The 18,565-nt window shown below is 62.2% G+C and carries 21 protein-coding genes; 4 read left to right on the forward strand and 17 right to left on the reverse strand.

Annotated features, from left to right (window positions below):
• Positions 1–153: 153 nt before the first annotated feature.
• From BRAD3257_RS27310 to BRAD3257_RS27320, 3 genes are all read right to left on the reverse strand, one after another.
• On the reverse strand, positions 154–1,758 hold the full coding sequence (locus BRAD3257_RS27310) for a glycoside hydrolase family 17 protein (RefSeq protein ID WP_174221593.1): 1,605 nt from the start codon (positions 1,756–1,758) through the stop codon (positions 154–156).
• Positions 1,759–2,043: 285 nt separating this feature from the next.
• The gene (locus tag BRAD3257_RS27315; protein WP_122404458.1) at positions 2,044–3,102 is read right to left on the reverse strand and encodes a hypothetical protein; all 1,059 of its coding nucleotides are present in this window, start codon (positions 3,100–3,102) and stop codon (positions 2,044–2,046) included.
• A gap of 63 nt (positions 3,103–3,165) precedes the next feature.
• Positions 3,166–4,062 (reverse strand): crotonase/enoyl-CoA hydratase family protein, encoded by an 897-nt coding sequence (locus BRAD3257_RS27320; protein WP_122404459.1) that lies wholly within the window; start codon positions 4,060–4,062, stop codon positions 3,166–3,168.
• Positions 4,063–4,146: 84 nt separating this feature from the next.
• Here BRAD3257_RS27320 and BRAD3257_RS27325 point away from each other — a divergent pair, with 84 nt between their 5' ends.
• A complete protein-coding gene (locus BRAD3257_RS27325) occupies positions 4,147–4,770 on the forward strand; it encodes a TetR/AcrR family transcriptional regulator (protein ID WP_122404460.1) in 624 nt (207 codons plus the stop codon).
• 287 nt (positions 4,771–5,057) lie between these two features.
• Here BRAD3257_RS27325 and BRAD3257_RS27335 read toward each other — a convergent pair whose 3' ends face one another.
• From BRAD3257_RS27335 to BRAD3257_RS27390, 12 genes are read right to left on the reverse strand one after another with little or no spacing between them, the layout of a single operon-like run.
• Complete coding sequence (locus BRAD3257_RS27335; protein ID WP_122404462.1) at positions 5,058–6,092, reverse strand: Gfo/Idh/MocA family protein; 1,035 nt, start codon at positions 6,090–6,092, stop codon at positions 5,058–5,060.
• A 6-nt stretch (positions 6,093–6,098) separates the two neighbouring features.
• Positions 6,099–6,548 (reverse strand): type II 3-dehydroquinate dehydratase, encoded by a 450-nt coding sequence (gene aroQ, locus BRAD3257_RS27340; protein ID WP_122404463.1) that lies wholly within the window; start codon positions 6,546–6,548, stop codon positions 6,099–6,101.
• Between the two features lie 13 nt (positions 6,549–6,561).
• The gene (locus BRAD3257_RS27345; protein WP_122404464.1) at positions 6,562–7,308 is read right to left on the reverse strand and encodes an amino acid ABC transporter ATP-binding protein; all 747 of its coding nucleotides are present in this window, start codon (positions 7,306–7,308) and stop codon (positions 6,562–6,564) included.
• A gap of 59 nt (positions 7,309–7,367) precedes the next feature.
• Entirely contained in the window at positions 7,368–8,195 is an 828-nt protein-coding gene (locus tag BRAD3257_RS27350) for a transporter substrate-binding domain-containing protein (RefSeq protein ID WP_122404465.1), read from the reverse strand.
• Between the two features lie 55 nt (positions 8,196–8,250).
• Positions 8,251–8,907, reverse strand: coding sequence for an amino acid ABC transporter permease (locus tag BRAD3257_RS27355; protein ID WP_122404466.1), 657 nt, complete (start codon positions 8,905–8,907; stop codon positions 8,251–8,253).
• 10 nt (positions 8,908–8,917) lie between these two features.
• Positions 8,918–9,586, reverse strand: a complete 669-nt coding sequence (locus BRAD3257_RS27360) for an amino acid ABC transporter permease (RefSeq protein WP_122404467.1) — start codon at positions 9,584–9,586, stop codon at positions 8,918–8,920.
• Between the two features lie 51 nt (positions 9,587–9,637).
• Positions 9,638–10,492, reverse strand: a complete 855-nt coding sequence (locus BRAD3257_RS27365) for a shikimate dehydrogenase (protein ID WP_122406779.1) — start codon at positions 10,490–10,492, stop codon at positions 9,638–9,640.
• Between the two features lie 14 nt (positions 10,493–10,506).
• Positions 10,507–11,334 carry a shikimate dehydrogenase gene (aroE, locus tag BRAD3257_RS27370; RefSeq protein WP_122404468.1) on the reverse strand — a complete coding sequence of 276 codons (828 nt, stop codon included), beginning with the start codon at positions 11,332–11,334 and terminating at the stop codon, positions 10,507–10,509.
• Between the two features lie 3 nt (positions 11,335–11,337).
• Complete coding sequence (locus BRAD3257_RS27375; RefSeq protein ID WP_122404469.1) at positions 11,338–12,564, reverse strand: CaiB/BaiF CoA transferase family protein; 1,227 nt, start codon at positions 12,562–12,564, stop codon at positions 11,338–11,340.
• Entirely contained in the window at positions 12,561–13,031 is a 471-nt protein-coding gene (locus BRAD3257_RS27380; RefSeq protein ID WP_122404470.1) for a MaoC family dehydratase, read from the reverse strand. Before BRAD3257_RS27380 ends, BRAD3257_RS27375 begins: the two co-directional genes overlap by 4 nt.
• Positions 13,032–13,042: 11 nt before the next feature.
• Positions 13,043–13,429 carry a VOC family protein gene (locus tag BRAD3257_RS27385; RefSeq protein WP_122404471.1) on the reverse strand — a complete coding sequence of 129 codons (387 nt, stop codon included), beginning with the start codon at positions 13,427–13,429 and terminating at the stop codon, positions 13,043–13,045.
• Positions 13,430–13,433: 4 nt separating this feature from the next.
• Entirely contained in the window at positions 13,434–14,378 is a 945-nt protein-coding gene (locus BRAD3257_RS27390) for a ketopantoate reductase family protein (protein ID WP_122404472.1), read from the reverse strand.
• Positions 14,379–14,480: 102 nt separating this feature from the next.
• Here BRAD3257_RS27390 and BRAD3257_RS27395 point away from each other — a divergent pair, with 102 nt between their 5' ends.
• Positions 14,481–15,461 (forward strand): LysR family transcriptional regulator, encoded by a 981-nt coding sequence (locus BRAD3257_RS27395; protein WP_122404473.1) that lies wholly within the window; start codon positions 14,481–14,483, stop codon positions 15,459–15,461.
• 39 nt (positions 15,462–15,500) lie between these two features.
• Here the strand turns inward: BRAD3257_RS27395 and BRAD3257_RS27400 are convergent, their stop codons facing one another.
• Positions 15,501–16,421: a LysR substrate-binding domain-containing protein gene (locus tag BRAD3257_RS27400; RefSeq protein WP_244607698.1), complete on the reverse strand. Its 921-nt coding sequence runs from the start codon at positions 16,419–16,421 to the stop codon at positions 15,501–15,503.
• Positions 16,422–16,517: 96 nt separating this feature from the next.
• Here BRAD3257_RS27400 and BRAD3257_RS27405 point away from each other — a divergent pair, with 96 nt between their 5' ends.
• Positions 16,518–17,273, forward strand: a complete 756-nt coding sequence (locus tag BRAD3257_RS27405) for a TSUP family transporter (RefSeq protein ID WP_122404474.1) — start codon at positions 16,518–16,520, stop codon at positions 17,271–17,273.
• Positions 17,274–17,434: 161 nt separating this feature from the next.
• Here the strand turns inward: BRAD3257_RS27405 and BRAD3257_RS27410 are convergent, their stop codons facing one another.
• On the reverse strand, positions 17,435–18,124 hold the full coding sequence (locus BRAD3257_RS27410) for a TetR/AcrR family transcriptional regulator (RefSeq protein ID WP_122404475.1): 690 nt from the start codon (positions 18,122–18,124) through the stop codon (positions 17,435–17,437).
• 161 nt (positions 18,125–18,285) lie between these two features.
• Between BRAD3257_RS27410 and BRAD3257_RS42260 the strand changes: the two genes are divergently transcribed.
• Positions 18,286–18,537 (forward strand): DUF1127 domain-containing protein, encoded by a 252-nt coding sequence (locus BRAD3257_RS42260; protein ID WP_430648801.1) that lies wholly within the window; start codon positions 18,286–18,288, stop codon positions 18,535–18,537.
• Positions 18,538–18,565 lie beyond the last annotated feature (28 nt).

Here is an 18,565-nt window from a genome sequence, read left to right on the forward strand (position 1 = left end):
ACGACCTAGGAACAGGTTCATCTTTGTTCAAGGGGACTCGGTGAAAATTTTTTGTCGCATCCTTGCGCACCCGCCTGCTCAAAGTTCAACGCTCTCGATCGGCCGCATCAAGGTGGTGCTCGCGCAGGCACGGCGGGTCATGTCGTGCCCTTCTCAGGCGCGGGCCCGCCACAGCGTCGCGGCAAGCAGGAGGTAGGCGGCGCAAGTCCACATCGCCTGCCAGTTCGCCGTCCCCTCGTTGACGGTCACATAGATCGCCGCTCCGACGAACACGCCGGCAAACAGCGACTCCGCCACAGGACGACTTCCCTTCCCGGATGGATTGAGCAGCGTCATCGCTGCAAAAGGCAACGCTGCCATGGTGAGTGCTGCAAAAGGAAAATCGATGTTGCGCGGGTCGAACACGAGCCCTAGTGCGGTGGCCGCACCGATCACGACGGTCACGATCAAGGCCAACCCGTGCATGGTTGCGACCATCGTTTCCGTCCGGTAGCCTTTCGGACCGAGCAACTCCTGAAAACTCGGCGGTGGACGCCCCGACATGAGAGCGTTGGCACCAAGCACCGGCGAAATCGTCGCGGCCAGCAGCAGAGAACTCCAAAGGAGCCAGCCACCCGCTCCGACACTTTCAAAGAACACCTTTTGGGCGTCCACGCCAAACAGGATTCCGGCTGCCGTCGCCGATATCGCCACCCCGAGCCATGAAGCCAGGCCAGGGCTCGCGGGCTTGCGACGCGAGGTCAACCATGCCGCGGCGAACACCAGGGTCGCGAGCGCAATTCCGCAGCTCATTTGCAGCTTCCAGAGCGGAAAGTTGCTGACGGGGATGCCGGCAGGATATTTGAGCACGCGCTGCTCGCCTCCGAACAGGCCCCATGATCCGCCGACTGTGCCCTCGATCTCTCGCTTCCAGGATTCGTCGTAGGCCTCGAACAGGTTGAAGCGGAAATTCTCGCGCCGGGCGAGGTCGAGAACCTCCGAGACCACCCGGGCCTGGTTGATACGCGACGGCAACGCCGATCCCCGCATCCGTCCCTGGCTCGGCCAGCCTACTTCGCCGATCAGGATCTCCTTGCCCGGAAAGGCCGCCGCGACCTGCCGGCGTATTGCGTCGGCGTGCGTGGCAGCCGCTTCTGCCGGAATCGGCACGTTCTCCCAATATGGCAGGATGTGAATCGTGACGAAGTCGACGGCGTCGTAGAGCTCACGACTGCCGAGCCAGAATTCCCAGACGTCGGCATAGGTCACGGGGACACTGACCTGCGCCTTGACCGAGCGGATCGTGTCGGCGAGATCGGAGACCGTTATGTCCTTGCGCAACAAGGTCTCGTTGCCGACCACCAACGCGATGACGGTCCCGGGATACTCCCTGGCGAGGCGTATCGCCGTTGAGATCTGCGCTCGATTCTTCTGCTGGTCCTTGTCGAGGAAAATACCCTGGATGACCTTCAACCCCGCTCGGGCTGCAAGCTCGGGGATTTGGTCGAGACCAAGATCGGTCGCATAGGTACGGATGCAGTCGGATATCTCCGCAAGCTGGGCGAGATCTTCCGCGATCTGCTCACGCGATACCTGCGTCGCGGACGAAAGCGAGGTCTGATGGCTGCGGAACGGGGCGTATGAGATGCATTGGACCTTGTCGTTTGGATCGATGGGTGCGCGCACCAATTGGACCGGCGTCCCCAACCACCACCACACGGCGGCGATGGCGCCCAGCGATATCAGGAAGAGCGCGAGCGAGACGCGGAGACCATACACCGGCCTCGTGGCAGGCGCGACGGCCTCGACCTCCCCGCTTGGCGGGAGCAGCAGCCTGGAGAACCAGCTTGCTTTCCGAGGATGGACCAACTGATCACACGTGAGGTACGGCTTTTCACTTGCTGCGATGTCGCGGACGCGTCGCATTGCTCCAAAGCGCACGCCTGCGATCGCAACTGCATGAAAAACGGGAGGATCATGCAAGTGAATTGGTTCAAGGTCGCTTCCAACCCAATTATAGGATCGCTCGCGTTCCCACAAGCTGGTTGATTCAGGTCAATTCATTCAATGGCCCTGTCGAATCTCCCATGCCCAGACCGGATCACCGGCATCTCGGCGGCTGATCAGGGTGACGCGCATGAAACGATCGTGAGCCAGTGCAGCGCCCAGCCACAGCTCATTCCACGCATCGAATATGGCGGGAGACATTTGCTCCCTCCCAGACATGAGGCGCCACGTCGTTTGCCTTACGATCGCCGTGCTGCCTTCAAGATGCATCTCGGCGTCATCGCCTTGGCCACGTAACAGCCTCGTAAGTGCGGTTGCAAAACCTGCGACACCTCGGTCCACTCCACCGAGCATGGACGCAACATCGTCGAACGTGTGCATGCCGATCAATCGAGCGGCTAAACCTCCCAGGTGACCTCCCTCGGCCGGTCCGAGCACCGACATCATTTCAGGCAGGATCGACGTGATGTAGTCCATCGCGTAATTGCGGAGGGCCTTTCTCAAGCGACTTTCTGGCCAATTCGTTTCGCCAAGGCGTGGCGCAAGTTCTGGCCTGAATGGAGGGCATCGCTCTCCGGGCGAAAATTGCAGCCGCTCTTCCGGAGAAAGTTCGTGATCGTACTCCCGGTAATATCCCTCCAGGCCGGGCTGCCCGTCGACGGTCTGTCCCGTGCAGACGAAGCCCAGGCGAGGGTTACCGAGAACCACGCCGTTGTTGCCGTGCCATCCCCTGAGCATCCCGCGAGACACTTCCGAGGGAATTCCGCAGATTGCGGTACCATACCAAAGCCACCGGGGAGGCGGATAACGAATCCATGCCTTCTTGTCGCTCTCATAGACGTATTCGACCTTTACGCCGCCGATCTGATTGGCGAGGTAGTTGTACTGTGCGCTGGCGACTGCATGGGGCAAGCCGTCCAAACCGAGCTTTTTGAGGCCAGCGACGAAATGGGTCGCTTGCTGGCGGCGGAACATTCTGAACACGATCTCAGCAGCGCGAGCCGCCCCGGCGCGCGACGAGAGATGAAGGATGAGACCCGTAAGATAGGAGTGATAAATCCGCTCGACCGCGCGATAGGCCTGCACGTCATCCGACGTACTGTTCTTAATGCTCATTCGTTTCTCCGGACGTTCTTCGATGAATGAATGGCGCCGACATCGCTCGCGCTCCCGACGGCGTCAGTCAATACCCTTCATTTCGTGAATCAACCTGCGTGCCTCGTCGCGTTCCGGGATCGGGCGGCCGCTGTCACGCCATTCGATGGCCGCCTTGAAACCGTGCTTCTGCGCGTACCGCCTGAACCACAACCCCTCAGGATTGTGACGCGTGATGCCGTCAAAGAGCGTCGCGAGCGACTGCGTCTGCTCGAGACCCATGGTCAGCATGACCTGGTTGACGACCATCTTGTGCATGGCGAGGTGACTCTTCGGAACGCCGGCAATCCGGTCGGCGAGCTTTCGCGTCTCGGCCTCGAGCCGCTCCACCGGAACGCAGACATTCGCCAGCCCCCACTCCGCCGCCTTGCGCCCGTCGATCATGTTCCCGGTGAACATCATCTCCTTGGCGCGCGCAGGTCCGAGCTTGAACGTCCACATCGCGGTGGTAGGGCATCCCCATACGCGCGTCGACATGTAGCCGATCCGAGCGTCCTCCGCCATCACGATCAGGTCGCAGCAGAGCGCGATATCGCTACCCCCGGCGACCGCCGCGCCGTGAATCTTGGCGATGGTCGGCTTGGAGCACTTCCACAAGCTCATGAAGTTCTCGGTGTTCTTCTTCATGAATGCGTAATCGACCATGGGGTCCCAAGGCTCGCTCTCCTGCTGGCACGGGTGCTCGATCTCGCTCTCCGCGTAGGCGACGAGATCATATCCGCCGCAGAACCCCTTACCTGCGCCTTCGATCACGACGACGTGCACGTCGTCGTTTTTCTCCGCCCACTCCACCGCCGCACGGATCTCTTCGGGCATCACGTCGTCGATGGCGTTGAACCGACCCGGGCGGTCGAGGACGAGACGGGCGATGTTCGGTGCATCCTCGCGGACCGCGATACTGAGAGTCGAGAAATTCGGCATCGTAACCTCCCGGATGTATGGACAGTCAGCGTTGACTGTAACAACAATCGTGTTACAGTCAATGCTGACTGGCCGAGGGAAGGCATGCCAAGACCTGCGAAGAACGGCGCTCTCGACGGAGTGGCCGAGACCACACGATCGCGGATTCTGAACGCCGCCGTGGATTGCCTGATCGACCTCGGCGTCGCCGGCACGACAACGCTCGCGGTACAGCATCGGGCGGGAGTCAGCCGTGGCGCCCTTCTCCATCACTTTCCAACCCACGCCTCTCTGTTGGCCGCGAGCGTCGCCGAACTCGTCAGCCGGAACGAGAAGGCCGTCTCGCAGGGGCGCGCAGGCGCGGGGCCGGCTGACACTCTGGTTGCGGCCGTCGAAGCGCTTGCATTCGCCGCGCGCCAGCCAGCCTATCTCGCCGAGTTGGAGCTCTGGGCGGTGGCTCGCACGGATGCTGCCTTGAAACAGGCATTGACCACGGCGGAGCGCGGTGCCCGACACGATCTCGAGCGCGTTTATGTCCAGCTCTTCGGCGAGTGGACGGATTCCGAGGCCTATCACGACGTCATCGCGCTGACGCTCCATTTCATCAGAGGCCTCGCGATTTCCGAGAACCTTCGAACCTCTGCGGGACCACGCGAGCGACTTGTAGCGATGTGGGCCGACGCGATGCGAACCCTGCTCGAGACCAAAAAGAAGAAACGACAGAAGTGAAAAACGGAGGACATGAACGCCGAATGTGACCGCCCGGGCCGCTTCCGCGGCGTCATCGACGTCAGGGCATTCATGGGATCATCGGACTGGCACGGCCCTATTCGGCAGCCAGTGCCGGCTGCAGGTCCGGCTTCTCGCACGCAACATCGTGGATATCATCAAACTCAGCGTGCGCTTTCAAAAGACCGGCAATGGGCCTCCGCTGCTCCTCATCCATACGATCCGGACGCCGCTCGAATATCTTCGCGGCGTGCTCACTCTGCAACAGAAGGCCGTGCTTTCCGGCATCAAACCGATACGAACCCCCCCGTTTCCGCCGCGCGTTTGACCGCGTCGATCGCTCTGAGGGTTTTCAGCCCTTCGCGTCCACTCACCACAGGCTCGGCCGTACCCCGGATCACCCCACAGAAATTGGCAATCTGCAGGCCGAGCGGATCTTCCTTCTCGTACCGCAGCCGCTCGCGCTCGATCGGCGCCCACCAGCTGGCCTGGCTTGGGTGATGCCATAGATCGAGTTGCGGAATAGCCAGCGATGCCCTCGTGCCGCCGATCTGGTAACACGCCTCCTGCGTATGACTGTAGGCCGGGTTCTCACCGGCGGTGAATTCCCAGCTCCAAGGCGACTGGATGGTATCGGAGACATTGACCGTTCCCAAGGCGCCGGAGGCGAAGTGCAGGAGGATCACCGCTGTCTCTTCAACCGCATTTCCACGCACCCGATTGGATTGGGCAGCTTGTACCGCCACGATATCCCCGCAGAGGTACCGCAGCAGGTCGACATCGTGGATGAGATTCAGGAAAACGGGCCCCGCTCCTTTCTGCCGGCGCCAAGCCACATCGAAATACTCGTCCGGCTTGATCAGCCAGAACATGCCATGCACCGACACGATCTCGCCGAGCCGGCCGCTGTCGATCTCCGCCTTGGCGCGTTGGATCATCGGATTGTGGCGGCGATGATGGCCGGTGAGCAGCGGCACGCCCGCCCCCTCGGCGGCCTCGACCAGAGCATGTGCAGCGAGGACGTCGTCTGCTAACGGCTTCTCGATGAGCGCCGGGATGCGAGCCGCGATACAATCCATGCCGTTGGCAACGTGCATCTGATTGGGGGTGGCGACGACCACCCCCTCCGGCCGATTTCCGGAAAGCAAGTCCTGAAACGACGGAAACCAGTCCACCTTCAGGGCAGCCGCCAACTCTCGTGCCGCCGGCGCCGGATCGACGATCGACGACAGCACCGCCTCCGGCCGCGCGAGAATGTGCTCGATATGCCGTTTGCCGATGAGGCCCGCTCCCATCACCGACAGGCGGACGGGTGCGTCCATCCTATGCTACCCCTTGTTCTCATCGAGCAGCTTGGCCACACGACGCAAGCCGAGCAGATAGCCCTGCGTGCCGAAGCCTGCGATGACCCCATCGGCTCGTTTGGAAACAAACGAATGGTGGCGGAATTCCTCGCGCTTGTGCACGTTGGAAATATGCACCTCGATCACCGTCCCCTCGAACGTGTTCAGAGCATCCAGGATGGCGACCGACGTATGGGTGAAAGCTGCGGGATTCATCACGATACCGGCAGCCGTCTCGCGCGCCTCGTGAATCCAATCGATGATCTCGTATTCCCTGTTGGATTGATGAAAGCGAATGTCCAGGCCGAGCTCCTTGCCCAGCGCTCGACAATCCCGCTCCACATCCGCAAGCGTCTCGTGGCCGTAGATGTGAGGCTGGCGCTTGCCGAGCAAATTGAGATTCGGCCCGTTGAGGACGTAGACAAGACGACTCATCGAAGAACTCCGTTCAGTGATGGGCGAGGATCTCGCCAAGGAACTGCTTGGTGCGGGCGTGCCGTGGTTCGCGGAAGAAAGCGTCGGGCGCGCCTTCTTCGATGATCTGCCCTTCTGCCATGAAGATGACCCGATCTGCAACCTGGCGAGCAAAGCCCATCTCGTGGGTGACGCAAATCATGGTCATGCCGTCGTTGGCGAGGCCGATCATGGTATCGAGCACCTCCTTGACCATCTCAGGGTCGAGAGCCGAGGTCGGTTCGTCAAACAGCATCACCTTGGGCTGCATGCAGAGTGCGCGCGCGATCGCGACGCGCTGTTGCTGACCTCCCGAAAGCTGAGCCGGATACTTCTCGGCCTGGTCACCGATGCGTACCCGCTCGAGGTATTTTCGCGCGGTCGCCTCCGCCTCGGTCCTGCCGATGCGGCGTGCGCGAATGGGCGCGAGCGTACAGTTCTGCAACACGGTCATATGCGGAAAAAGGTTGAAGCTCTGAAAGACCATGCCGACGTCCTGACGTACGACATCGATGGCCTTGATGCTGTCGTCGAGCCGATGTCCGTTTACAACAATACTGCCCTGCTGGATCGCCTCCAGGCGGTTGATACAGCGGATGAGCGTCGACTTGCCCGAACCGGACGGACCGCAGAGCACGATCTTTTCACCCCTGCGGACAGTGAGATCGACGTTGCGGAGAGCTTGATACCCGCCATACCACTTCTGCACGCCCTTCATTTCGATCAGGATCTGGTCTTGCATGCTGGTCTCCGCCGTCGGGCGACGGCCAACGCGGATCGCGCGTCGGCCGCTCGCAGGGGCTACTGGACTGTGAAGGGGACGCCGGGGATCGACTCCGGGAAGGTCGGCACGGGCGCCTTCATCCATTTGGCGTAGAAGCCGGCCAGCTTGCCGTTAGACTTGATCTGGTCGATGAACTTGTTGGCCGTCTCGTTCCACTCCTTCTCGCCCAGGCGGGTGCAGGCTCCGTTGTATAGTGCGGTGAAGTGAAGCTTGGGCTCGAATCCCAGTTCCGGCTTTGCGGCGTTCAGACGCTGCGGATAGAAGCTGTTCGCGCCGACGGCCTGCACCTGACCGGAGAGCAGCGCCTGGATCGTCGCCGCATCATCGTCAAACCTGCGGATTTCGGTGCCCGCTGGAGCGCTGTTGGTGACCTGGGTGTCCTGCGTCGATGACCTCGGAACGCCGATCACGTACTTGCCCATGTCGGCATTGCTGTTGATTGGCGTTGCCTGGGCAGCGACAAGCGTGATCTCGTTGGCGACATACGGCTTGGAATACTGCACCGCCTTCGCGCGCTCCGGCAGCATCGCCATGGTTGCGAACAGAATGTCGACGCGGCCTGTGGTCAGCGCCGGAATACGATTGGCCACGGCCAACGGGACGAACTCGGCCTTCACGCCGAGATATTCGGCGAAGGCGCGCCCCATGTCGGCATCGATCCCATCCTGTTTTCCCGAGCTGTCGACATAGCCCCAGGGAGGATTGTCGCCCTGGATGCCGATGACGACGACGCCCTTCTTCTTCACGTCTTCCAGAGTGCCCGCCTGCGCTTTACCTGCGACGGTGACGGCCCCGAGCGTCAGCAGCGCGATGCCGAGCTGGCGGCGATTGAACCAAAATAACATCTGATGTTTCCTCCTGCTGGTGATGGCTGTGTTTGATTGGGCAGGTGCGCCGTTCCTACCTTTGATTGGCCAGGGCGAGCCTGGCCTCCATCCGACTGCCCCACCACGAAAGTGGCCAACAGAGGATGAAATACATTGCGCCGACCACGCCGAAGACGAGCAACGGCTGGAAGGTCTGGTTCGAGACGATCTGACCGGCGCGGGCGAGTTCGATGAATCCGACGATGGCGGCGAGCGAAGTGCCCTTGATGAGCTGAACGAGATAACCGATCGTCGCCGGCAGCGAGATGCGGATCGCCTGCGGCAGCACGATGTCGCGCATGCGCGACGAATAGTGCAGTCCAAGCGCCATCGCCGCCTCGGTCTGGCCGCGCGGCACGGCCTGTATCGCACCGCGCCAGATCTCGCCGAGGAAGGCGGAGGCATTCACGGTGAAACCGATCGCCACCGCGGCGAAGGCGTCGAGCTTCAACCCGGTCAGCGCCAATCCGTAGTACACGACGAAAAGCTGCAGCAGCAGCGGGGTGCCCTGGAATATCCCGATGTAAATGCGGGTGATCCATTCCACGCTCCTATGACCACAGGTGCGCAGCAAGGCGACGGCCAGCCCCGCCGTGCAGCCGCCCGCAAACGCGACCAGCGTGAGCAGCACCGTCCATTGCAGCCCGCGCAGCAGGAAGCCGAACTCGGGAAGACCAAAATGCGGTGTCATGATCGCCCCCTCAGCGTGTCGGATATGAGAAGAAGCGGTGAGAGACGACCGCGAAGCCGAGCATCAACAGCCAGGAGATCGCGAGGTAGAGGAAGGTGACGAAGAAGTAGACCTCGAAGCTGCGGAACGTGTCGCTTTCGATGCGCTGCGCAACCGACGTCAATTCGTAGGCCGATACCGCCGAACAGATCGATGAGGTCAGCGTCAGCATGATGAACTGCCCCGTGAGCGAGGGATAGATCGCGCGAAGCGCAGGCTTGAGCACGATGAACCGGAATACCTGTCCTTTGTGCAGGCCGAGCGCGTAGCCGGCCTCCACCTGGCCCTTGTGAATGGATTGCACCCCGCCGCGAATGATCTCGATGGCGTAGGCGCCGCCATTGACACCGAGTGCGATAATGGCGGTGGCGGTCGGATTGAGCTTCAATCCGATCAGCGGCAGAGCGAAGAACAGAAAAAAGATTTGCACCAGGAAAGGCGTGTTGCGCACAGTCTCGACGAAGCCGATCACGAGAGCACGCAACCACGCAGCTTTCGAATCGCGCGCCGCGACACCCGCGACACCGATCATCATTGCGAGCGTCATCCCGGCAAGCGCCAGGCCCAGCGTACCCACGCATCCCCACAGCAGCGCGGGCATCGCGTGCCAAACCACCGAGAAATCGAGCGTGTAGCCCATCTTGCGTTTCCTCTCGGGCGTTGTCCGTGCCGCTCGCCCATCGGCCGGGTGTCACCCTCCCAGGGATGCAAAAGTGGCGAAGAAGACGTCCGGATCGGGTGAGATACCCGTGAACAGGCGGAATGCTTCGGTGCCCTGGAAGATCGCCATGCCACCGCCATCGACGGTGCGGCAACCGAGGGCACGCGCCGCGCGCAGCAGCGCGGTTTCCAGCGGGAAGTAGACGATCTCTGCGACCCACAGATCGGGACGCAGCAGGGCCGTCGGCAACGGCGTGCCCGGATATTTGTCCATGCCGATCGGCGTCGCGTTGACAATTCCGTCTGCGGCAGCCACGGCCGCAGCGACATCCTGGCCGGCCTCCAGGCGCCCATCTGCAAATTGAGGGGACAGGCCGTCAACCAGACTCTGCGCCTTGGCCAGGTCGACGTCTATGATAGTCAGTTCCCGCACGCCGAGCTTCATGAGCGCGAAAGCGACCGCCGAGCCTGCGCCGCCCGCGCCGAATTGGACGACCCGTCCGAGTGGTGCACCTTGCATGTTGCGGCGGAAGTTCTCGGCAAAGCCGAACCAGTCGGTGTTGTGGCCGGTCATGCGGCCACTCCTGAGGACCACGGTGTTCACGGCACCAAGCGCCTCTGCGTCAGGCGAAAGCTCATCCAAGAGTGGAATGATCGCCTGCTTGCAGGGATGGGTCACGTTCAACCCGTCAAAGCCCATTCGCCTTGCCGCCGTGAGCAACTCCGGCAATGTCTCCACGCCGAGCTTCAATTCGGCCAGATCAATCTTCTTGTAGATATAGCGGATGCCGGCGGCGTCAGCGGCCGCTTCGTGCATGGGCGGGGTGCGGGAGGCGGCGATGCCACTGCCGATCAGGCCGACGAGAAAGCTGGACTTCGGATGCATGCTCGGCATCGCCTTCAGCTCAATGGGACGGTCAGCTCGGCGATGACCTGAGCCGTGCTCGGTCGAACGCCGCGCCACCAGGCAAAAGCTTCCGCCGCCTGCTCGACCAGCATGCCGACACCGTCGGCCAGCTTGGTGACGCCTTCGGCGCGAGCCGCCCGCAGAAAGGGGGTCAGCCCTTTGCCGTAGGCGAGTTCGTACGCCAGCTCCGCACCGCGGAAGACATTGCCTGGAAGCGGCGGCATCTCACCTCGCAGGCTGGCCGACGTCGCATTGACGACGACCTCATAACCCTCGGCAAGATCGGCCAGTTCAGCATAGCCGCTGACGATCAGGGGGCCACAGCCGGCAAACTCTTCGGCCAATGCCACCGCTTTCGACAGCGTTCGGTTGACCAGAACCAGCTCGGACGGCTCCTGGCGCAGGAACGGCAGCAGCGCACCGCGTGCCGCTCCCCCAGCGCCGAGCATCAGGACGCGCCGCCCGGCCATTTTGACGCCGAGATTGGCGGTGATGTCACGCACCAGGCCGATCCCGTCGAAATTCTCGGCAATGATCCGATCGCCCTCGAACTTCAGGCAGTTTACGGCGCCTGCTCGTCTGGCGCTCTCCGAAAGCTCGTTTGCATAGGCGAAGGCATCGAGCTTGAACGGGGCGGTGATGTTCAGCCCCCTGGCGCCCTCGGTCCGGAATTGATCGACCCGTTCGCTGAAGCCATTGAGGGGACCCTCGATCGCCTCGTAAACAAGGTCCTGTCCTGTCATTCTGGCGAAAGTGCCATGGATGAGAGGTGATTTGCTGAAGCCGATCGGATTGCCTATCACCGCGTAACGATCGCTCATGGCTCACTCCTGCACGGCGGCTTCGTTGTACAGCACGCCATCGCGCACCATCGCCTCGACGAGCTCGGTCGACAGTCCCAGCGACTCTGCAATGCGGCGATTGTCCTGGCCGAGCAGTGGCGCCGGCGTGCGCACCGTGGTGTCGCAGCCGGAGAAGCGGAAGGGCAAGTTCGGCAACGTCACCTTGCCGAGCACCGGATGCTCCTGCTCGACCAGCATGCCGCGCGCGTGGATCTGCGGATCCTTCACGACCTCTTCGATGGTCTGCACGGGAGCGGACGGCACACCTGCTTCCTCGAGTGCGGCAAGACAAGCATCCCGAGACGGCTGCGACAGCGTCCAGTCGCGCACGATCTCCATCGCTTCGGCATAATGGGCGTTGCGCGCGGCAGGCGTGGTGAAGCGTTCGTCGGACGACAACCTGCTTCCTCCGATCAGCGTCGCCAATCGCCGCCACGCATCATCGACCTGCGCGGCGATCACAAGATTGCCGTCCCTGGCCGGAAAGACTCCGTAGACGGTCGAATCCGGCTGACCGCTGCCGGTCTGCTTCGGCAGGTCGGTGCCGCCGGAGAGAAAGTAGCGCTGCACCGCATAGTCGTGCATCGACACCATGCAGTCGTACAGCGCGAGATCGATATGCTGGCCGCACCCGGACGACGCGCGGCCGACCAGCGCCGCATTGATGGCAGCCACACCGTGGATGCCGGTGTACATGTCGGCCAGTGGCATCCGCAGCAGCGGCGGCGCTTCGCCGGGGGAGCCCAGTTGCGCCAGGGCGCCCGACATCGCCTCCGCGATCAGGCCGAAGCCCGGACGGTCGGCATAGGGACCGGTATGGCCATAGGCGGAGACGGAGCAGTAGATCAGTGTGGGATTCCGCGCCGACAGCGCCTTGTAGCCGAGCCCGAGGCGCTCGAGTGCGCCGGGGCGGTAGTTCTCGATGAAGACATCGGCCGTGTCGATGAGCTTCATCATCATGTCGAGGCCACGCGTGTCGCGCAGATCGATGCACAATCCCTGCTTTCCCATGTTCTGCTGCAGGAAGTAGCCGGATTGTCCGTCCTTGAAATAGCCATGGGCGCGGCCCGCATCGCCTGCCTTCGGACGCTCCACCTTGATGACTTCCGCGCCCATCGCGGCGAGGCAGCGGCCCATGAACGGGCCTGCCAGGAAATGGCTGTAGTCGATGACGCGAATGCCCTTGAGCGGCAGATCTTGCGCGGTCATGCCTGTTCTCCTTTGGCACTGGTCTTCGGGCGCATCGGAATCATCAGCCGATGCTCACCGAGCTGCACCACCTCGCCGCGCTGATTGATCAGCTCCGAGGGCAACACTACGATGCCCCACCCATCACGCTTGGTGGTGCGCATCGAGCCGACGCGAAACTTCACGTGCACGGTGTCGCCGAGCTTGATCGGCAGCTTGAAATCCCACGTCCAGCCCAGCGACATTCCCGGAAGGAAGCGATAGTCGGCGCGGGTCTTCAAACCGTCGGCCAGCGACAGGCCAAACAGTCCATGCGCGACGCGCGTGCCGAATGGTGTGGTTTTGGCGTATTCCTCGTCGACATGGACCGGCGTGAAATCACCCGTCAGTTCGGCATAGGCATTCACCATCGCCTCGGTGACCGTCACCGAAGGGGTGACGCATTCGTCGCCGACCCTGGCATCGTCCCAGTAGCGTTCATCGGTCATCGCGTCTTCCTCTAGGCACGGGGATTGATCGCCAGGGCGGCTTCCACGGCGCCTGCGCTGGCTTGCAAGATTTCGACGTTCAGCCCGCCCGGCAGTTCGAGCCAGTTGGGCCCAGCGGGCAACGCCTTGGCGCCCCACGCGGCCGCACGAGCGAGCACACCTTCGTAATCGTCGACCATGATGCCGAGATGGGCGAGACGCCCTTCCGGACCGGTAAAATTCGGATCCTCGATGAGTTGCACGCTTCCGAGCACCCACACCTGACGCGGGCGTGAACCATCGGCGGGTTGCTCGTCGCGAATGGCAAGACCAAGCACCTCACGAAAGAAATCGACGTGATGATCGACGTCAGGCACGCGGATCGCGACGTGTTCGACATAAGCGCGGGGCAACGACATTGTCTCAGGCCTTTCCTGGATAATCGCTGCGGGCGTATTCGAGCCCTTTGACCAACGCGACGAGTGTGGAATTGACGGGGGTCGGCACATTGAGCTTGGCGCCCCAACGCACGACGGAGCCGTGGATGTAATCGATCTCGGTCAGATTGCCGGACTGCAAGCTCTGCAACATGGACGTCTTGAACTCGGGCGGTAGACCAGCGGATGCCATCGTCCAGGCACGGCGCGGATCGGCAATCGAGATCTTCACGCCGGCAGCTTGTGCGACCGCGATGCTCTCCGAGATTGCGGCCAAAGCGCAATCTTCCAGGACTGGTAGCGAATAGAGACCACCATAAGTCAGCCCGGTAACGGCGGTAATTCCTCCTCCGGCGACGTTGATGAACAACTTGTCCCACATCGTGCCCAAGATGTTGTCGCTGAGCAGCGTGAGAATGCCGGCACGATTGAAAGTCTCGGAAATTCGCTGTGCGCGCTCGGTCAAGCGTCCATCGAGTTCGCCGATGATGGTTTCCTTGCCGATGACTCCGGAGCGAACATGACCGGGACCAAGCAGCACGCCGCCAACGTAGGTCTTGCCTGCCATGACGCGGTCACGACCAACCTCCTCCGAAAGGATGTCCTCGTGACCAAGACCGTTTTGAAGCGACATCACGACCGTCTGCGGCCCGATGATCGGCGTGGCCGCCCGGATCGCATCCCGCGTGTGGTAGGATTTGACCAGAACGATGACGAGGTCCGCCACGATGCCGACCTGGTTCGCGGAGGTGCAGGCCGAAACCCTCACAACGGTCTCGGCGTCACCTTCGAGCATCCGTAGGCCGCCCGCATTGATCGCGTCGACATGGGCCTGAAACGGATCGATCAGCCAAACCTCGGCCCCACCGCGCGCCAGCGTCCCGCCGATGGTCGAGCCCAAGGCTCCCGCTCCGATAAAGCAGATCCTCATCCGAACGCTTCTCCCTCGCCCGTTTTGGCGTTGGAGGCGTACTAGCAGGCCACCCTGTATTTGGATATGCTATGACTCTTATATCCATTATTGCGGATCGCAATGAAGCACCGGGACCTCTCCGAGACGAACCTTTTGGAGCCGCGCCTGCTCCGGCTCTTCGACGCATTGTTCTCCACGGGCAGCGTCACCAAAGCAGCCGAGAAACTCGGTCAAAGTCAGCCGACCATTTCGATCTGGCTGGCGCGCTTGCGAAAAGAACTGGACGACCCGCTCTTCATTCGGTCGGCTGAGGGAATGCTGCCGACTCCGCGCGCCGAGGCTCTCATCGGCACGGCCAGGCAGGCGTTGGAGATGCTGCGGCGTCTGGCGGAGCTTCGTCCTGAGTTCGATCCGGCGACTGCAAAGCGCCGCTTCATCATCTGCATGACGGATGCGAGCCACATCACGCTGCTTCCGGCCATCCTCGCCTACGTTCGTCGCGTTGCTCCGGGCATCCGCATCGAGGCGGCGCAGATCGGCAGCGATACGCCACGAATGCTGCAGTCTGGCGAGGCCGATCTGGCGCTCGGCTACATCTCGGACCTCGACGCCGGGCACTTCCAACAGGCACTCTTTCCGCAGGATTGGGTCTGCCTGGCAAACGCAAAGCATGCCCGGATCCACGAGCGCATCACGGCAAGGGATTTCCGGCGTGAGGCGCACGTCCTCATTCGCTCCGGCACCGGACATCAATTGCTCGCGGATGCGCTACGGGAGCAGCGGATAGTCCCTGACGTTGCGCTCGAGCTACCGGGCTTTTTGGGGTTGCCCGCCATCATCGGGACGACCGACCTGATCGCCACTCTTCCAAGGCACATCGGCGAAACGCTGGCTCACTACTACGGACTGCGCGTGCTCGACTGCCCGCTGGCGATCGCCGGCTTCACGGTGAAGCAATATTGGCACGCCCGCTTTCATCACGACCCGGCAAGCCAATGGTTGCGTGACGTATGCGGGGAGCTTTTTCAACAGCAGGAAGTGCGGGGTCTGCATCGTTCCGGCCGGCCAAGGCAACGAAGGCCGCGCGATTTGCAATCGTAACGGTCCCTGGTAGCGCGGCAGCGACCGCCCCGCCACCGATCACGGCTCATTTCGAGGCGCCTTCGGTGCAACGCTCCGCCGCTCTGATGATAGCGAGTCGATCAGCCAAGCGCGCAGCACCGCAAGACCTGGATCGTCCTTGCGGAAGGCGCGATAGAGCAGATACCAGGCACGCTTCTTCGGCACCGTGACCGAGAACGGCGCAACCAGCCGGCCTTTGGCGAGATCTTCTTCGACGTAGGGTCGCAGGCCGATCGCGACGCCAATGCCGTCGACCGCGGCCTGCAGCGCCATCGTGTAATTGCCGAAGGTCGGCCCGACCCCCTTTCCGCGCGGCTTCACCCCGGCGGCGGCGAGCCAGAGATCCCAATCCTCCGGCGAGTGCGCCACCTGCAGCATATCCTGCCGGGTCAACTTTGATGGATGCGGGATCCGTTGGGCGACCGCCTTGGTGCAGACCGGAAACAGATCGGTCGCGAACAGAAGCTCGGCCTCGTAGCCGGGCCAGTGACCGTCGCCGAGCAGGATGCCGCAGGTCCAGTCATCGCGGAACGGATTCAGCGCGCCTCCTGTCGAGAGGCGGACATCGATTTCCGGATGCTGCTCGTAGAAGCCGCGCAGCCGCGGGATCAGCCAGCGCACCGCAAAGGTCGGACCCACGCCGAGAGTCAGCACCGGCGTCGTCCGCATCAGGCTGACCTGTTCGGCGAGACCTGCGATCGCATCGAAGGCCGAGGTGAGTCCAGGCTGCAGCGCCCTGCCCTGTGCGGTGAGATCGAGGCCGTTCGGCCGGCGCTCGAACAGTTGGAATCCAAAACGCTCCTCCAGCAACCGCACCATGCGGCTGATCGCGGCCTGCGTGACGTTCAGCTCGTCGGCGGCAGCGACAAAGCTGCCATGGCGCGCGGCGGCCTCGAAGGCGCGCAGGCCGTTCAGCGATGGCAGGCGTCGGATCGGCATAGACTTAGTTTTCCTTAGCCTATGGCCCAGTTAAAGCCGTTTGCGAGAGGGCTGTCAAATCCGTGATGAAGGGGCAACCGAAATCTGGGGGTTGCCATGATCACCCTACCCTTCGCCGTCGCGCTTGCCGCCTCCGTGCTCTCCACCTCTTTCATCTCGGGGGTGTTCGGCATGGCCGGCGGCATGATCCTGATGGGCTTGCTGCTGTCATTCACGGGGCTGGCGCCTGCGATGGTGCTGCACGGCCTCTCCCAGATCGCGGCCAATCTGGCGCGGGCCTGGAGCTGGCGGCAGCACATCGTGCGGCCGGTGGTATTGCGCTACACCATTGGCGCACTGATCGCGAGCCTCATCGTGGTTTCCGGCGTGGTCGCCCCCAGCAAGCCACTAGCCTTAATTTTGATCGGCCTCGTCTCATTCGCCGGGCTCCATCTGCCGCATCGCCTGACGCCCACCGTGATGGTGCCCAGCCAGGCCGTCGGCTGCGGCACGTTGTGCACCGCCCTGCAACTGATTGCCGGCGTGTCCGGGCCGATCCTCGACGTGTTCTTCGTCAAGACCGAGCTCGGCCGCAAGGAGATCATCGCGACCAAGGCCGCGATCCAGTCGATTGGGCACGTGCTGAAGCTGATCTATTTCGGCCGGCTGCTGCTGATCGAGGGCGGCGCAATCTCGCCGACGGCCGTGCTGCTTGCCACCGCCGCGGCGGTGCTCGGTACGCTGCTGTCGCGGTCCCTGCTCGACGCCCTGAGCGACGCCACCTTCGCGCGGTGGTCGCGGTGGCTAATCGCGGCGATTGCGGCCATCAGCCTTGCCCAGGGCCTCGTCCTCACGTTCGAAGGTGTTGGATGAGCACTCACCCTGAAAGTTCGGCACCAAAGCGCCGCACAAGGAGATTCATCGTGTCTGAGATGTCCACGCAATTTTCCGAGATCGGCGCCATGCCCAACCCTGGTCGCGCGGCTCGGCGCGGTCTTGAACTATCGCATATTTCACGGAATGTGCTCAACGCCTCATCTCTGCACGACATTACGTCGCGTGCCCGCACCACTCTCGAGAAGATCGGCCATCATTTCGATCTGCTCGGCATCGTCCCACTTCACGTGGGGAGCGAACACAAAGCGTGTCAGGAAGTAGCCAATGTGGAAGCAATGCACGGCGCGGGCGAGCACCTCGACGTCTACGTCCTTGCGGATAGCGCCCTCCCCCTTGAGCTCGGTGAGGCTCTCCAGCATCGGCTGCCAGATATACTGCCGCCATACGCGCTCCATGACGTCGCGCAGCTCCTCGTTCTGAACGAGTTCGAGCAGCACAGTGCGGGCAAGCTGCGGATTGCGCGAGACGGTAGCGAGCCGGTCAGTCGCGAGCGCCACGTACCAGCCGCGGAAGCCGGCATCCCTTCCCTTCTCCCGCAACAGCGCCTTGAAGGATTCCCAGTTCTGCACCAGCCCGATCCTGAGCAGCAGCGGAAAGAACACCCGCCTCACCAGATCCTTCTTGGTCGGGAAGTAGCGAAACAGCGTCTTCTCCGTGACATTGGCTTGTTTTGCGATCTGCGCCGTGGTGGCGCCGTCGATACCCTGCTTGCCGAACAACTCGACAGCGGCGTCGATGATCGCTTTCTCCTTCTCGGTTTTCGGCGTGGAGAATTTTTCGGCTTCCTGCTCGACGTCGCGCAGCGACGGACGCGCCTTCCTTGCCATGATTTTGAGAACCTCTGCTTTTCTCGCTTGAGTATAGTGTTCACTATCTTGTGTATAGTGATCACTTTACTGACTGGTATAGTGTGTACTATACTTTTCATCGATGCAGCGCAAGCCCGCAATCACTCCCATCACCCCTTCGTTAACGGACGGAACACCCCATGATCACGCTCACGCTTTTGATGTTCGCAACCAGGCAAATCCGCAGCCTTCTGAGCTGGGTTCGGAGTTGCGCAGAAAGCCTTACAGCCTACCATGATCGCCGCGAGGCGGTCAGGATTATCGGCGGACTCGATGATCACATGCTGAGAGATATCGGCCTGTCGCGCGACCAGACTGGGCGGGCGGCACGCGATCGCGTCCCGGCGGAGCTCGGAGATGCGGCCGTAAGGCATCCCCGGAGCTTTTGCTGATCACGCCCGACTGTCTCGTTACATCTTC

The organism is Bradyrhizobium vignae (assembly GCF_900324035.1).
GTDB lineage: Bacteria > Pseudomonadota > Alphaproteobacteria > Rhizobiales > Xanthobacteraceae > Bradyrhizobium > Bradyrhizobium vignae.

What these genes read in the sequence shown, in the direction of transcription:
- BRAD3257_RS27315 (WP_122404458.1), bottom strand. Translation starts at nt 3,102, where the DNA reads ATGAGCATTAAGAACAGTACGTCGGATGACGTGCAGGCCTATCGCGCG.
- BRAD3257_RS27320 (WP_122404459.1), bottom strand. Translation starts at nt 4,062, where the DNA reads ATGCCGAATTTCTCGACTCTCAGTATCGCGGTCCGCGAGGATGCACCG.
- BRAD3257_RS27325 (WP_122404460.1), top strand. Translation starts at nt 4,147, where the DNA reads ATGCCAAGACCTGCGAAGAACGGCGCTCTCGACGGAGTGGCCGAGACC.
- BRAD3257_RS27335 (WP_122404462.1), bottom strand. Translation starts at nt 6,092, where the DNA reads ATGGACGCACCCGTCCGCCTGTCGGTGATGGGAGCGGGCCTCATCGGC.
- aroQ (WP_122404463.1), bottom strand. Translation starts at nt 6,548, where the DNA reads ATGAGTCGTCTTGTCTACGTCCTCAACGGGCCGAATCTCAATTTGCTC.
- BRAD3257_RS27345 (WP_122404464.1), bottom strand. Translation starts at nt 7,308, where the DNA reads ATGCAAGACCAGATCCTGATCGAAATGAAGGGCGTGCAGAAGTGGTAT.
- BRAD3257_RS27350 (WP_122404465.1), bottom strand. Translation starts at nt 8,195, where the DNA reads ATGTTATTTTGGTTCAATCGCCGCCAGCTCGGCATCGCGCTGCTGACG.
- BRAD3257_RS27355 (WP_122404466.1), bottom strand. Translation starts at nt 8,907, where the DNA reads ATGACACCGCATTTTGGTCTTCCCGAGTTCGGCTTCCTGCTGCGCGGG.
- BRAD3257_RS27360 (WP_122404467.1), bottom strand. Translation starts at nt 9,586, where the DNA reads ATGGGCTACACGCTCGATTTCTCGGTGGTTTGGCACGCGATGCCCGCG.
- BRAD3257_RS27365 (WP_122406779.1), bottom strand. Translation starts at nt 10,492, where the DNA reads ATGCATCCGAAGTCCAGCTTTCTCGTCGGCCTGATCGGCAGTGGCATC.
- aroE (WP_122404468.1), bottom strand. Translation starts at nt 11,334, where the DNA reads ATGAGCGATCGTTACGCGGTGATAGGCAATCCGATCGGCTTCAGCAAA.
- BRAD3257_RS27375 (WP_122404469.1), bottom strand. Translation starts at nt 12,564, where the DNA reads ATGACCGCGCAAGATCTGCCGCTCAAGGGCATTCGCGTCATCGACTAC.
- BRAD3257_RS27380 (WP_122404470.1), bottom strand. Translation starts at nt 13,031, where the DNA reads ATGACCGATGAACGCTACTGGGACGATGCCAGGGTCGGCGACGAATGC.
- BRAD3257_RS27385 (WP_122404471.1), bottom strand. Translation starts at nt 13,429, where the DNA reads ATGTCGTTGCCCCGCGCTTATGTCGAACACGTCGCGATCCGCGTGCCT.
- BRAD3257_RS27390 (WP_122404472.1), bottom strand. Translation starts at nt 14,378, where the DNA reads ATGAGGATCTGCTTTATCGGAGCGGGAGCCTTGGGCTCGACCATCGGC.
- BRAD3257_RS27395 (WP_122404473.1), top strand. Translation starts at nt 14,481, where the DNA reads ATGAAGCACCGGGACCTCTCCGAGACGAACCTTTTGGAGCCGCGCCTG.
- BRAD3257_RS27400 (WP_244607698.1), bottom strand. Translation starts at nt 16,421, where the DNA reads ATGCCGATCCGACGCCTGCCATCGCTGAACGGCCTGCGCGCCTTCGAG.
- BRAD3257_RS27405 (WP_122404474.1), top strand. Translation starts at nt 16,518, where the DNA reads ATGATCACCCTACCCTTCGCCGTCGCGCTTGCCGCCTCCGTGCTCTCC.
- BRAD3257_RS27410 (WP_122404475.1), bottom strand. Translation starts at nt 18,124, where the DNA reads ATGGCAAGGAAGGCGCGTCCGTCGCTGCGCGACGTCGAGCAGGAAGCC.
- BRAD3257_RS42260 (WP_430648801.1), top strand. Translation starts at nt 18,286, where the DNA reads ATGATCACGCTCACGCTTTTGATGTTCGCAACCAGGCAAATCCGCAGC.